We start from the raw sequence: 15,371 nt of genomic DNA, 5'->3' as shown, positions 1-15,371 counted from the left end.
CCAATCCGGGCCGCCGTCCCGGCGTGGCAGGCAACTTGCTCGCGCTGCCGGGAGGATCCCGACCGACACCGTTGCGCCGATGAGCTTGCCGAACTGCCTTGCCCGACCGACCGCCGCCGCCCTGCTGGCCCTGGCCTGCGGTGCGGCGCTCGCCCAGGGCAACGAACGCGGCGAGCGCCAGCACAGCGGCGCCGACGGCGCGGTGCTCTACCACCACTACTGCTCGGTCTGCCACGGTGACCAGGGCAACGGCCGCAGCCGCGCGACCGCCGCGCTGTCGACGCCGCCGCGCGACTTCACCTCGGCCGCCGCGCGGCGCGACCTCCACCGCGAACGCATCATCCGGTCGGTCACCTTCGGCGTGCCCGGCACCGCGATGGTCGGCTGGCGCACCCAGCTGTCGAGCGCCGACATCGAGGCCCTGGCGGACCACCTGCACCGCACCTTCATCCAGCCCGGCCCGACCGCCACGGCACCCGCAACAGCCAAGGCACCCGCAGCAGCCACGTCACCGGCTGCGGCCACGGCCGACGCGATCTCCGGCACCCGCGCCCACGGCGGCCATGCCCTGCCCGGCCCGCTGCCGGCCGGCGCCGCGCCCCGGCCCTATCCGGATGGCCTGCAGGGCGACGCGGCACGCGGGGCGGCCTACTACCGCGTCAACTGCGTGGCCTGCCACGGCGAACGCGGCGATGGCCAGGGGCCGCGGGCCTACTTCATCCGCCCGGTGCCGCGCGATTTCCTCGCCCTGCCCGACCCGTCCGGCTGGGACCGCGCGCGGGTCTGGCAGGCCATCGCCGACGGCCGTCTCGGCACCGAGATGCCGGCCTGGCGGCAGGTGCTGGACGCGCAGCAGATCGCCGACCTGGCCGAACACGTGCTGACGCGCTACATCCAGGCCCCGCGTCGCCCCGCCACGCCGTGATGTGGCGACTCGCGCGGGTCCTGTGTGCCGCCCTGCTGGTCGGGTCCATGGCCGCGCCGGCCGGGGCGCTCGAAGCGGGGACGGCGGTCGATCCGGGCGATCACGATCAGGCCGGCGCACCGGAGGCCCGTGCCGCCGAGGCCCGCCACGAGCGCGGCCGGCGGCTCTACGACGGCCTGTGCTACTTCTGTCACGGCTATGCCGGCGATGCCCGCACGCTGGCCGCAACGCTGCTGAACCCGCCGCCACGCGACTTCACCGCCCCGCCGGAGCTGGACGCCGCGCGGGTCATCGCCGCGCTGCGCGACGGCCGGCCGGGCAGCGCGATGACCTCGTTCGGCGCGCGCCTGGACGACGAGGCCATGGCCGTGCTGGCCGACTACGTGGTGCGCGAGTTCGTGCAGCGGCGCGCCCGCCGATCCCGGTATCACAGCGTCGAGAACGGCTGGCCCGACCACGACCGCCACGCGGCGGCCTACCCCTTTGCCGACGGCCGCATCGGGCTGGACGCGCCGGTCGAGGCGCTCGACGCCGGCCAGCGTGCGGGCCGGGCGCTGTTCCTGTCGGCCTGCATCAGCTGCCACGACCGCAGCCGCCAGGACGACCCCGGCCCGGCCTGGCAACCGCGCCCGCTGTCCTACCCGCGCCCAGGCTTCGAGCCCGGCCAGCACGCGGTCACGGCCAGCGGCCAGCCGCTGGACGCGGTGTCCACGCCGAGCATCTACGCCCGCCACGACCGCGCCCCGGTCATCCCCGGACTGACCCGCCGCGAACGCGAGGGCGAGGCGCTGTTCCAGGCCAACTGCGCCTTCTGTCACGGCGCCGACGCGACCGGCCGCAACTGGATCGGCCAGTTCATGGAACCCCCGGCCCGCGACCTGACCGCCCTGAGCGCCGCCGCCAAGGCCCCGCGCCACCTGCGTCAGGTCATCCGCGACGGCCTGGTCGGCACCTCCATGCCGGCCTGGCGCGAGGTCTTCACGCGGGCGCAGGTGGAAGCGGTTGTGGCGTACCTGGGCAGGCGGTTGAATCCTGCACGGTAGGTGTCGCCCGATGGCGCCAGGTCAGCCATGCACCGGCAACCTCAGCGTGAACGTGCTGCCCTGTCCAAGCACGCTGTGGATGCCGATGCGGCCGCCGTGCAGTTCGACGATCTGCTGGACGATGCTGATGCCCAGGCCGGTGCCGGGGGTCTGGCCGGACTTGTCGGCGCGGAAGAAGCGTTCGCCGACGCGGGCCTTTTCCTCGTCGGACAGGCCGATGCCGCAGTCGCTGACCGCGAGGGCGACCCAGGGGCCGCCGCTGGCGTCGCGGTCGATCCAGGCGGTCACGCGCACCGGGCCGCCTTGCGGAGAGTACTTGTAGGCGTTCGACAGCAGGTTGCCCAGCGCCTGTTCGAGCTTGCTCGGGTCGGCACGCACCGGGAGCGTCTCGCGCAGCGGACGCTCCAGCAGGAAGGGCTCGCGGCCCGGCGGCGGGGCATGCTGGTGTCGCAGGTGCTCCAGCCAGCGGCCGATCTCGAGCGGTTCGAAGGCGAAGTCCAGGCCGCGGCCGGACTCGATGCGCGCCAGGTCCAGCAGCTCGTTGAGGATGCGCACCATCACGCCGGACTGGCGGTGGATGCGCTCGAGCATGTCGCGCTGCTTGTTCGGCGACAGCTCGCGCGTGAGCATCAGCTCGACGAAGCCGTAGATGCTGGCCATGGGCGTGCGCAGCTCGTGCGCGGCCATGGCCAGGAACTCGGACTTGAGGCGGTCGACCTGGGCCTCGGCGGTGATGTCGCGCAGCTGCAGGACCTGCGACCAGGCCGCATCGAAGCCACGGTACAGGCGCAGCCTGAGCGTGCGCTCCTGCGGACGCAGCAGGTGCAGGATGTCGCGGCCGCTGCGATCGGCCGGGCCGGCGGTGCTGATCTCGCGCAGTTCCTCCAGGCCATGCAGCATCGTCGGCGGCGCACAGCGCGCGTTCAGGCGGAACAGGAAGACGACCTCCTCCAGCCCCTGCAGCATCTCGGCGCTCAGGCCGGTGAAGGCCGTGAAGGCCGCGTTGACGCGACGCACGCGGCCGTCCTCGTCGAACAGCACGAGGCCGTCCGGACTCAGGGCGAAGACGGCCTCGAACTGGTCCAGGTTGACGCTGGCCTGCAGCGCCAGCTGCTCGACGCGGTGCAGCAGGTCGCCGGTGGGATCGGGCAAGCGCGTCGTCGGCGCACCCGTCAGCAAGGGCGCGACGATGGCCTCGACCGCGTCGCGCAGGGCGGCCGCCTCGTCCATCTCAGGCCACCTGGCGGATGGCGCCGACCGGTGCAGCGGGCGCGCCGATCATCACGTCGTCCAGGCCGCGACCGGCCATCGCGCTGGAACCGAGCTGGAAGGAGCTGAGCACGCGGGTCAGGCGCTCGGCATGTTCATGCAGCTGTTCGGCGATGTCATTGGCACGCTCGGCCACCGAGACGTTCTGGCGCGTCACCTCGTCGAGTTCCTTGACCGACTGCGTGACCGCGTCGATGCCGGCGGCGTGTTCGCTGGTGTCGGCCGACAGGCTCTCGAAGACGGTACCGACCTGGCGCACCGCGCCGACCACGTCCTTCATGGTCTGGCCGGCCGCATTGACCAGCGTGGTGCCGCTCTCGACGGTGTCGACGGTGTGACCGATCAGCTGCTTGACCTCGCGGGCCGATTCGGAGGCCCGCAGCGCGAGGTTGCGGACCTCGGCGGCGACGACGCTGAAGCCGCGGCCGTGCTCGCCGGCCCGGGCCGCCTCGACAGCGGCGTTGAGGGCGAGGATGTTGGTCTGGAAGGCGATGCCGTCGATCACCGACACGATGTCGGTGATCTGGCGCGAGGCGGTGTCGATCGCATGCATCTTGGCCACCACCTGCTCGAAGATGTCGCCGCCTTCGGTGGCCAGGTCGGACGCGCGCTGGGCCATCTGGCGGGCTTCCTTGGCGGCATCGGCGCTGCTCTGCACGATCACCGTGATCTGGTCCAGGCACATGGCCGCGTCACGCAGGCCGGCCGCGCTGGTCTCGGTGCGGCCCATCAGCTCGCGGCTGCTGTCGCCCAGCACGGCCGAGGCCTGGCTGACACCACCGGCGGCCAGGCTGACCTGGCGCATCGCCGCCGCCATGCGTTCCTGCACGTGCTTGAGGCGCGCACCCAGCGCGGACTCGGCCTTGACGACCTCCAGGCTCAGGCGGATCGGGCCTTCACGGCCCATCGCGCGGATCAGGAACTCGATGTCGAAGCGCTCGCGCTCGCGCTGCTCGTCACGGCGCGCGATCCAGGCATGGAAGCCGCCTTGGGTCGCAAGCAGGATCAGCACCGAGTAGCTGACGCCTGGATTGACGATCGGCACCAGGCCAGCCTGCATGGCGGCCGTCACGCCCACCATGGAGGCGGTCATCACCAAGGTGTAGCGCCAGCTGCGGTAGAAGGACAGCAGGCTCGCCGTCACCAGCGTGGCCATGTAGATCTCGTGATCGCCGGCGGTCAGCGACACGCCGGTCGCGTGCTGCAGCACGACGGCGCTCACCAGTCCGACGCCCAGCAGCGCGCGCGACATCACGGTGCCGCGCCATCGCCACAGCGCCAGCGCCGCGAGCGAGCCGACCAGCGCAGTCCACATCCACCAGATGTTCATCAGACCCGACAGCCGGCAGAGGTAGAGCGCGACCGCGACATGGGCCACCAGCACGCCGGTGATCAGCACGTCGACATGGCTGCGGCTGTGGAAGAAGGGGTTCGAGCTGGAGGACATCGGATTCCTGCACATGGGGCACACCGAACCATACGCACGGGAAGGCATCGCCCAAGCCCGGAAGTACGGCCGGACGACGGCCTGTTTTCGGCCTTGGGACGGCGCGCCCCACGCCTAAAGTGCAGGGCACGTCATCGTCGACGTCCCACATCCAGCCCTTGCAGGCTCGCCGCCATGAAGAAGATCCTGATCGTCGAGGACCAGCCCGACATCCGCGAACTGATCCGCATGACCCTCGAGATCGAGGACTACGACGTGCACGAGGCCGCGCGGGGCGATGCCGCGATGGACCTGATCGGCCGGGTCCAGCCCGACCTGATGCTGCTCGACGTGATGATGCCCGGCGGCATCGACGGCTACGAGGTCTGCCGCCGCGTGCGCGCCGATGCCCGCTTCAAGCGCACCAAGATCGTCATGCTGACGGCCCGCGACAGCGCGGCCGACCGGGCCACCGGCCTGCGCGCCGGCGCCACCGACTACCTGGCCAAGCCCTTCAGCCCGCGCCAGCTGCTCGAGATCGTCCACAAGGTGCTGTGACCCTGTCCCGGCTCAGGCCTTCGGCTGGAGATCGTCGCGGCGTGCCCGCACCGTCTCGATCAGCAGGGCACTGAGCCCGGCGCCCTGCGCCGCACCGTCGAGGTGGGCGTAGAGCTGGCGGCGCATGCGCGGCTCCCAGAACTTGCGGATGTGCTGGGCCACGCCGTCGATCGCTTCCTCGCGGTCGGGGTAGATCTCGAAGAACTGGCCGATGCGGTTGGCCATGCGGATCAGGTTGTCGAGCACGCCGGCCTGGAAGTCATGGCCGGCCCCGTGGCCCTGGTCGTTGGGGGCGAGGTCGGCGCGCATCACTTGCCCTCCACGACGGTCTGGCCGGCCTGCGCCAGCAATTGCTGCTGGGTGCGGTCGAAGCTCGCGTACTGCTGCTGCCAGGCGCTCAGCTGGCTGACCTTGCTGACCTGCACCGCCGTCACCTTGTACTCCGGGCAGTTGGTGGCCCAGTCGGAGCTGTCTGTCGTGATGACGTTGGCGCCCGACTCGGGGAAGTGGAAGGTCGCGTAGACCACGCCCGGCTGGACCCGCTCGGTCACGTCCGCGCGCAGCACGGTCTGGCCGGCACGGCTGCCGATGCCGACCCAGTCGCCGGCGACGATGCCGCGGTCCTGCGCATCAACCGGGTGGATCTCCAGCCGGTCCTCGTCATACCACTGGCTGTTCTCGGTGCGGCGGGTCTGGGCGCCGACGTTGTACTGGCTCAGGACCCGGCCGGTGGTCAGCAGCAGCGGGAACTTGCGGGTGACCTTCTCGTCGGTCGGCACGTACTGGGTCGGCACGAAGCGGCCCTTGCCACGCACGAAGCCGCCGATGTGCATGGTGGCCGTGCCGGCCTCGTCGGTGCGGTCGTTGCAGGGCCATTGCACGCTGCCCAGGCGGTCGATCTTGTCGTAGCTGACGCCGGCGAAGCTCGGCGTCAGCGCGGCGATCTCGGCCATGATCTCCTCGGGATGGGCATAGGCCATCGGGTAGCCCAGCGCGACGGCCAGGCGCTGCGTGACCTCCCAGTCGGCCAGGCCGGCCAGCGGCGGCATGACCTGGCGCACCCGGCTGATGCGGCGCTCGGCGTTGGTGAAGGTGCCGTCCTTTTCCAGGAAGGAGGCGCCGGGCAGGAAGACATGGGCGTACTTGGCGGTCTCGTTGAGGAAGATGTCCTGCACGACGATGCATTCCATCGCCGACAGCGCCGCCGCGACATGCTGCGTGTTCGGGTCGGACTGCACGATGTCCTCGCCCTCGCAGTACAGGCCCTTGAAGCTGCCTTCCAGCGCCGCGTCGAACATGTTCGGGATGCGCAGGCCCGGTTCGGAGGCCAGCGTCACGCCCCAGGCCGCCTCGAACTGGCTGCGCACCGTCGTGTCCGAGATGTGGCGGTAGCCCGGCAGCTCATGCGGGAAGCTGCCCATGTCGCAGCTGCCCTGCACGTTGTTCTGGCCGCGCAGCGGGTTCACGCCCACGCCCTCGCGGCCGACCATGCCGCAGGCCATGGCCAGGTTGGCGATGCCCATGACCATGGTCGAGCCCTGCGCATGCTCGGTCACGCCCAGGCCGTAGTAGATGGCGCTGTTGCCGCCGGTGGCATAGAGCCGCGCGGCCTGCCGCAGCAGCTCGGCCGGCACGCCGCAGGCGGCGCTGAGCGACTCGGGCGAGTTCTCCGGCCGGGCGACGAACTCGCGCCAGATCTCGGTGCTGTGGGCATCGCAGCGCTCGGCCACGTAGGCCTCGTCGATCAGGCCCTCGGTGACGACCACGTGCGCCAGCGCGGTGATGACCGCGACGTTGGTGCCGGGCTTGAGTTGCAGGTGGACATCGGCCCGGACATGCGGCGAGCCGACCAGGTCGATCACGCGCGGGTCGACCACGATCAGCCGGGCGCCCTGGCGCAGCCGCTTCTTCAGGCGCGAGCCGAACACCGGGTGGGCCTCGCTGGGGTTGGCGCCGATGACCATGATCACGTCGGCCTGCTCGACCGACTTGAAGGTCTGCGTGCCGGCCGAGGTGCCGTAGGTCTGGCCCAGGCCGTAGCCGGTCGGGCTGTGGCAGACGCGGGCGCAGGTGTCGACGTTGTTGTTGCCGAAGGCCGCCCGGATCAGCTTCTGGACCAGGTAGGTCTCCTCGTTGGTGCAGCGGCTGGAGGTGATGCCGCCGATCGAGTCCTTGCCGTGCGTTGCCTGGATGCGCCGGAACTCGCGGGCCGCGTGCTGGAAGGCCTCGTCCCAGGACACCTCGCGCCACGGGTCGGTGATCTTCTCGCGGATCATCGGCTGGGTGATGCGGTCCTTGTGGGTCGCGTAGCCCCAGGCGAAACGGCCCTTGATGCAGCTGTGGCCCTCGTTGGCCTTGCCGTCCTTCCAGGGCGTCATGCGCACGACCTGGTTGCCCTTCATCTCGGCCTTGAAGCTGCAACCGACGCCGCAGTAGGCGCAGGTCGTGATGACGCTGTGCTCGGGCTGGCCCAGCTCGATGACGCTGTTCTCCTGCAGCGTCGCGGTCGGGCAGGCCTGCACGCAGGCACCGCAGCTGACGCACTCGCTCTGCATGAAGGGCTCGTCCATGCCGGGCGACACGCGCGAGTCGAAGCCCCGGCCGGAGATCGTCAGCGCGAAGGTGCCCTGCACCTCCTCGCAGGCCCGCACGCAGCGGTTGCAGACGATGCACTTGCTCGGGTCGTAGGTGAAGTAGGGGTTGGATTCGTCCTTCTCGCTCTTCGTGTGGTGGCAGCCGGCGACGCCGGCCACTGCCTGGTCGCCCACGCCATAGCGGACGTTGCGCAGGCCCACGACACCGGCCATGTCCTGTAGCTCGCAGTCACCGTTGGCCGCGCAGGTCAGGCAGTCCAGCGGGTGGTCGGAGATGTAGAGCTCCATCACGCCCTTGCGCAGCTCCTGCAGCTTCGGGCTCTGCGTGCGCACGTTCATGCCGGCCTCGGCCGGCGTGGTGCAGGACGCCGGATAGCCCCGGCGGCCGTCGATCTCGACCAGGCAGAGGCGGCAGGAGCCGAAGGGCTCCAGGCTGTCGGTGGCACAGAGCTTGGGCACCTGCACGCCGGCATCGACGGCCGCGCGCATCAGCGAGGTGCCTTCGGGCACGGTGACGGACTTGCCGTCGATCTGCAGGGTGACGAGCTTGTCGGAGATGCGCTCGGGCGTGCCGTGGTCGATCTCGTGGATCTTGAAGACGGGGTAGGGATGGTTCATCGCGGTCTCCTCAGGCGGCCGTGCGGTCGTCTTGCAGCGGACTGGCGGCGAGGCCGAAGTCCGCCGGGAAATGGTTCAGCGCCGACAGCACCGGATAGGGCGTCATGCCGCCCATCGCGCACAGGCTGCCGTGGACCATGGTGTCGCAGAGATCACGCAGCAGATGCACCTGCTGCAACTTCTGCCCCAAGACGCCTGCGGCGTCGCCCCCCGAGGGGAGCCCGCCAGCTTGGGGCGGCCCGGCGCTGGCGGCACGCTGCGGATCGAGACCAAGGATGCGGTCGATGACCTCGACGCCGCGCGTGCTGCCGATCCGGCAGGGCGTGCACTTGCCGCAGCTCTCGTGGGCACAGAAGGCCATGGCGTAGCGGGCCAGCTTGGCGAGGTCGGCGGTGTCGTCGTGCACGACCAGGCCACCGTGGCCGACCACCGCGCCGACCGCGGCATAGGCCTCGTAGTCCAGCGGGATGTCCCACTGCGACTCGGGCAGGTAGGTGCCCAGCGGGCCGCCGACCTGCACCGCCTTGGCCGGACGACCGCTGGCGGTGCCGCCGCCGAAGTCCTCCAGCAGCTGGCGCAGCGTGGTGCCGAAGGCCAGCTCGACCAGACCGCCGCGGGCGATGTTGCCGGCCAGCTGGAAGGGCAAGGTGCCGGTCGAGCGGCCGCGTCCGTAGGCCTTGTAGGCCGGTGCGCCGTGGGCCAGGATCCACGGCGCCGACGCGAAGGTCAGCACGTTGTTGATGATGGTGGGCTGGTCGAACAGGCCCTTGAGCGCCGGGATCGGCGGCTTGGCGCGCACGATGCCGCGGCGGCCTTCCAGGCTCTCCAGCATCGCGGTTTCCTCGCCGCAGACGTAGCTGCCGGCGGCCAGCCGGGCTTCCAGGCGGAAGGCACGGCCGCTGCCCAGCACGCTGTCGCCGAGGAAGCCGGCCTCGGTCGCGCGGCGGATCGCCTCGCAGAACACCTCGAAGGCGACCGGGTACTCGCTGCGGATGTAGACGTAGCCCTGGGTCGCGCCGCTGCCCAGCGCGGCCAGCGTCATGCCCTCGATCAGCATGTAGGGATCGCCCTCCAGCACCATGCGGTCGGCGAAGGTGCCGGAGTCGCCCTCGTCGGCGTTGCAGACGACGTACTTCTGCGCAGCCTGCGCCTGCGCCACCGTGCGCCACTTGATGCCGGCCGGGAACGCGGCGCCGCCGCGTCCGCGCAGGCCCGAATCGAGCACGGTCTGCCAGATCGTGTCGGCCGGCATCTGCAGGGCGGCCTGCAGGCCGGCCCAGCCGCCGTGGCGGGCGTAGTCGGCCAGCGACAGCGGATCGGTCACGCCCATGCGCGCGCACAGCAGGCGCTGCTGGCGGGCCAGCCAGGGGATCTGCTCGGTCAGGCCATGGCCCAGCGCATGGTCGGCACCGCTCAGGAAGCCGGCCTCGAACAGGCCGGCCACGTCGTCGACGCCAACCGGGCCGTAGGCGACGCGGCCGGCGGGCGTCGCGACCTCGACCAGCGTCTCCAGCCACAGCAGGCCGCGCGAGCCGTTGCGGACCAGCTCGACCGAGGCACCGCGTGCGGCAGCCTGGGCGACGATGGCGTCGGCGACCTCGTCGGCACCGACGGCCAGCGCGGCGCTGTCGCGCGGCACGTAGACCTGGATCGCCTTCATGCCGACACCTCCGTGCCCTGCGCCGTCGCGGCCACGTCCAGCGCCGCCAGCTTCGCGTCCAGGCTGGCCGGGTTCATGCGGGCATGCAGGCGTTCGCCGATCTGGACCGACGGCCCCGAGGCACACAACCCGAGGCAGTAGACCGGCTCCAGCGTCCACTGGCCATCGGCCGAGGTCGGACGGTCCTCGTCGCAGCCGGTGCGGCGGCAGGCGTGGGTCCACAGGGCCTCGCTGCCACGGGCCTGGCAGGCCTCCGCGCGGCAGACCTGGATGACGTGCCGGCCGGCCGGCTCGGTGCGGAAATGGTCGTAGTAGGTCACGACGCCGTGGACCTCGGCGCGCGACAGGTTCAGCGCCCGGCCGATCACCGCCAGGCTGGCCCGCGGGATGTGGCCGAAGGCGTGCTGCACGTCATGAAGGATGGGCAGCAGCGCGCCGGGTCGGCCGGCATGGGCGGCCAGGATGCCGGCCAGCGCCTGCGCCTCGTCCGCGCTGAGCACGGGGGTGATCGGGGTTGTTGTCATGTCGGTGGTCTCCACACGTCCGACCGGGCCGGCAGCCGGCCTCGGACCGGCCGGCCCGCCTCGACGGACCATGGACAACTATCCCGCCGTGCCAGCGGCCGTGTCCAATGGGAAAACGACAGGGTGCCATTCACGGGGCGAATCGATGGCCACCTTTCCGCAGGCCACCGTGCGGAACCCGGGATGGCTCAGGAACCGGCGGGCCAGGCCACACCCACGCCGGTCCGCGCCGCCACATCCGCCAGCCAGTGGGCTTCTCCGGCCAGCGCCAGCGCCGCCGCCAATGCGGGCGTGGGCTGGACGTGCGAGGCGGTCAGCAGGCCGATGGGGGTCTCGACCAGCGGCTCGACCAGCGCCCGCGCGCGCAGGCCGGGCACGCTGCGCAGCGTGGCGACCAGCGCGCCGGGCAGGATGGCCGCGAGCGCACCGGGGCCGTCGTCCAGCAGCGGTTGCAGCAGCGCGAGCACGGTGTCGGTCTCGATCGCGGCCTCGGCCTGCACACCGGCATCGCGGAGCGCGCGGTCGACGATGGCGCGGTTGTGCATCTCCGGCGTCAGCAGGACCATCGCCCGCTGCGCCGCGTCGGACCAGCGGCAGGGCGCGGCATCGGCTGCATCGGCTGCATCGGCTGCATCGGCTGCATCGGCTGGATGGACGCTGGCAGCCTCGGCGGCACGCTCGACCGGGTCACGCTCGACCCGGTCACGTTCGACCCGGTCACGTTCGACCAGGTAGTACCGCTCGGTGTACTGCGGCAGCACGGCCAGGCGGCGCTGCGCGACCTCCTGGCGCTCGCTGTAGCCGAGCGCGAGGTCCAGCGTCAGGTTCTCCAGCCCGGCCTCGATGGCCTGCGAGCTGAGCGAGCGCACCACCGGCTGGATGCCCGCGCAACGCTCGCGCAGCCGGGCGGCCAGCCGCATCGCCACCGGCAAGGCCGTCGGCACCACGCCGATCTGCAGCCGCCCGCGTGGCTGGCCGATGAAGCTGGCGAGGTCCTGCGTCAGCCGCTCCTGCTCGTGCAGCATGCGCCGCGCGCTGGCCAGCACGCGCTCGCCCTCGGGCGTCAGGCCCTCGAACTGGCGACCACGCCGCACGATCGGCACGCCCAGGCTGGTCTCCAGCGAGCGCAGCGCGTTCGACAGCGCCGGCTGGGTGATGTGGCAGGCCTGCGCGGCACGGCCGAAGTGGCGATGCTGCTCCAGCGCCGCGAGGTAGCGCATCGCGTCCAGAAGGTTCATGGTCGGGATTGTCGGCCGGTCTGTCGCGCCAGCCCGACGGACCCCGGCGCAGGGGTTCAGGGTCCAGCGTTTATGATTTTCCTCACACTCCACCGGCCCCGGCCGGCAACCGCCATGACTCGAATCGCCATGTCGATCGCCGTGCCCTGGGCACGGTCTGCGCCAGACGCCAGCGGCCGACGCCGCCGGATGGCCCTGCGCCGCGACGTCCCCTCGTGGGTCATGCCAGTCGTGCCGGTCGTGCCGGGCGTGCCGGTCGAGCGGCGCAGCGGACGTCCGGCAGGCCGTCGCTGGCGGGCCCTGTGGCTGGCGTTGATGGTCGCGCTGGGCGGCTGGACGTCGGCCATGCCGGCCCGGGCCGACACGGTCACGCCCTCCGGCCCGCGTGCCGCGCCCGACGGCCGCGCGCGCCAGGCGGCGCTGAACCGGCCGATCAAGGTCCTGGTCAGCCGCTCGCACGCCTTCTGCCCGATGAGCGGCACCGCGCGCACGGTGCGCACCATCGATTCACGCAACGAATGGTCCGACACGCTGTCGACCGACGAGCCCGGCGGCCTGGGCCGGCGGGTGCTGTGGTCGCGCGAGAAGGTGGTCGTCTACGCCGAGGAACTCCAGCCCGCCTCGGGCCGGCAGCTGGAATCGGCCACCGACCTGCTGCGGCTGAAGTCGGGCGTGCTCTGGTGGCCGGTGCGCGATGTGGCCGGCAACTTCCTGCATGCGGGCATCCAGCCGAAGAACCGGCCCTGCGTGATCGCGGCGGTGAGCCGCGCGCAGTGGCACCGTGTGCGGGTCTTCAAGCCCGGCGCGAACGGCGACGGCCAGTGAGGCCGCCGGGCCCGCGTCGGCGCGGGCCCACGCGCCGGTGCGGCCTCAGGTCGACTTGCTGACGGTGATGGTGGGGAACTTGGACGAATAGTCCTTGGCCGCGTCGGCAATCTTGATGGCGACCTGCCGGGCCAGCGACTTGTACAGGGCGGCGATCTCCCCGTCGGGCTCGGCCACCACGGTCGGCCGGCCGTTGTCGGCCTGCTCGCGGATGCTCAGCGTCAGCGGCAGCGCACCGAGGTAGGCCAGGCCCTGCTCGGCGGCCATCTTCTTGCCGCCGTCGGCACCGAAGATGTGGGCGGTGTGGCCGCAGTTCGGGCAGCAGTAGACGGCCATGTTCTCGACCACGCCGAGGATGGGCACGCTGACCTTCTGGAACATCGACACGCCCTTCTTGGCGTCCAGCAGCGCGATGTCCTGCGGCGTGGTGACGATCACCGCGCCGGTCACCGGCACGCGCTGCGACAGCGTCAGCTGGATGTCGCCGGTGCCCGGGGGCATGTCGACGATGAGGTAGTCGAGGTCGTGCCAGTTGGTCTGGCGCAGCAGCTGTTCGAGCGCCTGCGTGGCCATCGGGCCGCGCCAGATCATGGCCTGGTCCGGATCGACCATGAAGCCGATGGACATGACCTCGATGCCGTGGCCGACCAGCGGCTCCATCGTCTTGCCGTCGTGGCTGTCGGGCTTGCCCGAGACGCCCAGCATCATCGGCTGGCTGGGGCCATAGATGTCCGCATCGAGGATGCCCACGCGCGCGCCTTCGGCGGCCAGCGCCAGCGCCAGGTTGACGGCGGTGGTGCTCTTGCCCACGCCGCCCTTGCCGGAGGCGATGGCCACGATGTTCTTGACGCCCGGCAGCAGCTGCACGCCGCGCTGCACCGCATGGGCGGTGATCTTGCTGGACACGTTGACGCTGACGTTGCCCACGCCGGGCACCGTGCGCACCGCGTCGATCAGCGCCTTGCGCAGCATCGCGTGCTGGCTGCGGGCCGGGTAGCCCAGCTCGATGTCGAAGGCGACGTCCTCGCCGTCGAGGCTGAGGTTGCGGACCTGCTTCGCGCTGATGAAGTCGCGGCCGGTGTTGGGATCGATGACGGTCTGGATCGCGGCGCGGATCGCGCTATCGGTCAGGGACATGGTGGCTGCGGTCGTCGGAAGGTGGTCGAGAGGTCGTCGGAACGTCCGGAGGGGTCGATATGAAAACGACAACCGAACAGTCTACCGGCACACCCACAGCCCGGCGCAGGGGGACAGACCCCAGCGCTCAGCGGGGCTTGAGCGTCATCGTGTCGTGGCGGGCCTCGGCGTCAACCACCAGGTCCGACCGGGCTTCGCAGACGCACGGCAGGACCCAGCCCTCGGCCAGCTCCTCGCGGCTCAGGCCCGGCCAGTCGATGCGGTGCACCGCCTCACCCGCGATGACGCGGACCCGGCAGGTCCGGCAGGTGCCGTTGCGACAGGAACGTGGCCAGCGCCAGCCGGCCGCCTGCGCCGCGCTGACGAGGTCGGTGCCCGATGGCACCTCGATGCGCGTGCCGTCCGGCAGCGCCAGGGTCCAGCGCACAGCGGGCAGGTCACTCACCTGGCGTACACCTTGGCCAGAAAGTCCAGCACGGCGCGGGTGGCCTCGTCCCGCGCGGCGCGATCGCCCTGCACGTGCGCACCGAGCGCGGCGCAGCGGCTGCGGTTGACCTCGGCCATGGCCTCGGGGCTCAGGCGTTCGCCGGTGGTGCGGTCGCTCCAGCCCAGGCTGTCGACGTCGAACTGCAGCGGGCAGTCCTCGCGGGTGCGCTGGGCGCCGCGCACGAGGATGAAACGGCTGTCGTCGCTGTCGAACTTGTGGTGGGCACCCGGCAGTGCGACGAACTCGACCGGCGTGCCGGCCTGCCCGATCAGGCCGGCGTACTCGCGGCACGCGCCGATCGGCGTGTAGTCGTCGGCCTCGCCGTGGACCCACAGCATCGGCGCCGGTCCGAACACGCCGGCGCGCACGACGTGGCGGAAGCCCCCGCTGCATCCGCCGGCATAGAGCATCACGTGGGCCGCGAAGCGCAGGCCACCGGGCAGCTTCTGGCTGGCGGTCAGGCGCGTGCCGGCCACCCGCCAGGCCGCGATGCCGCCACGCGAGGTGCCGATCACCGCGATGCGGGCCGGGTCGATGCGTGGGTGCGTGGCCAGCAGGCGCAAGGCCGCGTAGGCATCGGCCAGGTCGGCCGAGAACGGGACCTGGGACTGATCCTCCGCCGTGCTGCGCACGCCCCGGGGCCCGAACATGTCCAGCGCCAGATAGGCGATGCCGGCCCGGTTGAAGGCCTGCGGCCAGTGGCCCAGCATGGCGTCGTAGATACCGCCGGAGCCATGCACGAAGACGACCGCGCCGACCTTGCCCTGACCGGTGTCGGCCGGCAGGAACAGGTGTCCGACCGGCTGCGCCGCCTCGCCCTGCCCGCGCAGCAGTTCCGGCAGCGTCCGCGGCGTGCGGCTGGGGAAGGCGTAGACGCCGTTGGGCGGTCCGGCGGAAAAGTCGCTGACGGGCATCGTCTCGGCGCGCGCCGGCAGGCCCGTCAGCAGCAGGCCCGACACCAGCAGGCCCGTCATCAGCAGACCCGTCACCCGCAGGCCGCTGCGCAGCATCCGCCAGTTCGCCAGCCGTGTCGTGGTCTTGCGTCGTGGTGCGGTCATGACGTCCAT

The 15,371-nt window shown here is 71.6% G+C and carries 14 protein-coding genes; 4 read left to right on the top strand and 10 right to left on the bottom strand.

Annotation, left to right across the window (positions count from 1 at the left end; all coding sequences use genetic code 11):
* Nucleotides 1–79: 79 nt before the first annotated feature.
* Together Q8X39_RS00490 and Q8X39_RS00485 are read left to right on the top strand one after the other, a co-directional pair.
* The gene (locus Q8X39_RS00490; protein ID WP_305747668.1) at nucleotides 80–925 is read left to right on the top strand and encodes a c-type cytochrome; all 846 of its coding nucleotides are present in this window, start codon (nucleotides 80–82) and stop codon (nucleotides 923–925) included.
* Nucleotides 925–1,968: a c-type cytochrome gene (locus Q8X39_RS00485; RefSeq protein ID WP_305747667.1), complete on the top strand. Its 1,044-nt coding sequence runs from the start codon at nucleotides 925–927 to the stop codon at nucleotides 1,966–1,968. The genes Q8X39_RS00490 and Q8X39_RS00485 overlap by 1 nt, the downstream gene beginning before the upstream one ends.
* Before the next feature lie 21 nt (nucleotides 1,969–1,989).
* Here Q8X39_RS00485 and Q8X39_RS00480 read toward each other — a convergent pair whose 3' ends face one another.
* Together Q8X39_RS00480 and Q8X39_RS00475 are read right to left on the bottom strand one after the other, a co-directional pair.
* On the bottom strand, nucleotides 1,990–3,198 hold the full coding sequence (locus tag Q8X39_RS00480; RefSeq protein WP_305747666.1) for a sensor histidine kinase: 1,209 nt from the start codon (nucleotides 3,196–3,198) through the stop codon (nucleotides 1,990–1,992).
* Nucleotide 3,199: 1 nt separating this feature from the next.
* Nucleotides 3,200–4,684 (bottom strand): methyl-accepting chemotaxis protein, encoded by a 1,485-nt coding sequence (locus Q8X39_RS00475; RefSeq protein ID WP_305747665.1) that lies wholly within the window; start codon nucleotides 4,682–4,684, stop codon nucleotides 3,200–3,202.
* A gap of 174 nt (nucleotides 4,685–4,858) precedes the next feature.
* Between Q8X39_RS00475 and Q8X39_RS00470 the strand changes: the two genes are divergently transcribed.
* On the top strand, nucleotides 4,859–5,221 hold the full coding sequence (locus Q8X39_RS00470; RefSeq protein WP_305747664.1) for a response regulator transcription factor: 363 nt from the start codon (nucleotides 4,859–4,861) through the stop codon (nucleotides 5,219–5,221).
* Nucleotides 5,222–5,233: 12 nt separating this feature from the next.
* Here the strand turns inward: Q8X39_RS00470 and Q8X39_RS00465 are convergent, their stop codons facing one another.
* The 5 genes from Q8X39_RS00465 to Q8X39_RS00445 all read right to left on the bottom strand — a co-directional run bounded on the left by Q8X39_RS00465 (nucleotide 5,234) and on the right by Q8X39_RS00445 (nucleotide 11,855).
* Nucleotides 5,234–5,446 carry a formate dehydrogenase subunit delta gene (locus Q8X39_RS00465; protein ID WP_305748242.1) on the bottom strand — a complete coding sequence of 71 codons (213 nt, stop codon included), beginning with the start codon at nucleotides 5,444–5,446 and terminating at the stop codon, nucleotides 5,234–5,236.
* An 83-nt stretch (nucleotides 5,447–5,529) separates the two neighbouring features.
* Complete coding sequence (fdhF, locus tag Q8X39_RS00460; RefSeq protein WP_305747663.1) at nucleotides 5,530–8,433, bottom strand: formate dehydrogenase subunit alpha; 2,904 nt, start codon at nucleotides 8,431–8,433, stop codon at nucleotides 5,530–5,532.
* A gap of 10 nt (nucleotides 8,434–8,443) precedes the next feature.
* Nucleotides 8,444–10,093 (bottom strand): formate dehydrogenase beta subunit, encoded by a 1,650-nt coding sequence (locus Q8X39_RS00455; RefSeq protein WP_305747662.1) that lies wholly within the window; start codon nucleotides 10,091–10,093, stop codon nucleotides 8,444–8,446.
* The gene (locus Q8X39_RS00450) at nucleotides 10,090–10,617 is read right to left on the bottom strand and encodes a formate dehydrogenase subunit gamma (RefSeq protein WP_305747661.1); all 528 of its coding nucleotides are present in this window, start codon (nucleotides 10,615–10,617) and stop codon (nucleotides 10,090–10,092) included. Before Q8X39_RS00450 ends, Q8X39_RS00455 begins: the two co-directional genes overlap by 4 nt.
* Nucleotides 10,618–10,805: 188 nt before the next feature.
* On the bottom strand, nucleotides 10,806–11,855 hold the full coding sequence (locus Q8X39_RS00445; protein WP_305747660.1) for a LysR family transcriptional regulator: 1,050 nt from the start codon (nucleotides 11,853–11,855) through the stop codon (nucleotides 10,806–10,808).
* 114 nt (nucleotides 11,856–11,969) lie between these two features.
* Here Q8X39_RS00445 and Q8X39_RS00440 point away from each other — a divergent pair, with 114 nt between their 5' ends.
* Nucleotides 11,970–12,680, top strand: a complete 711-nt coding sequence (locus tag Q8X39_RS00440; RefSeq protein WP_305747659.1) for a hypothetical protein — start codon at nucleotides 11,970–11,972, stop codon at nucleotides 12,678–12,680.
* A 45-nt stretch (nucleotides 12,681–12,725) separates the two neighbouring features.
* Here the strand turns inward: Q8X39_RS00440 and apbC are convergent, their stop codons facing one another.
* The 3 genes from apbC to Q8X39_RS00425 all read right to left on the bottom strand — a co-directional run bounded on the left by apbC (nucleotide 12,726) and on the right by Q8X39_RS00425 (nucleotide 15,362).
* Nucleotides 12,726–13,817, bottom strand: coding sequence for an iron-sulfur cluster carrier protein ApbC (apbC, locus tag Q8X39_RS00435; protein WP_305747658.1), 1,092 nt, complete (start codon nucleotides 13,815–13,817; stop codon nucleotides 12,726–12,728).
* 127 nt (nucleotides 13,818–13,944) lie between these two features.
* Nucleotides 13,945–14,262 (bottom strand): 2Fe-2S iron-sulfur cluster-binding protein, encoded by a 318-nt coding sequence (locus Q8X39_RS00430; RefSeq protein WP_369538073.1) that lies wholly within the window; start codon nucleotides 14,260–14,262, stop codon nucleotides 13,945–13,947.
* A complete protein-coding gene (locus tag Q8X39_RS00425; RefSeq protein ID WP_305747657.1) occupies nucleotides 14,259–15,362 on the bottom strand; it encodes a dienelactone hydrolase family protein in 1,104 nt (367 codons plus the stop codon). Before Q8X39_RS00425 ends, Q8X39_RS00430 begins: the two co-directional genes overlap by 4 nt.
* Nucleotides 15,363–15,371: the final 9 nt, after the last annotated feature.

This window comes from Leptothrix discophora, assembly GCF_030705305.1.
Taxonomy (GTDB): Bacteria; Pseudomonadota; Gammaproteobacteria; order Burkholderiales; family Burkholderiaceae_C; genus Sphaerotilus; species Sphaerotilus discophorus.
The sequence above is the reverse complement of the archived record's forward strand: the minus strand, read 5'-3'. Positions and strand labels throughout refer to the sequence as shown.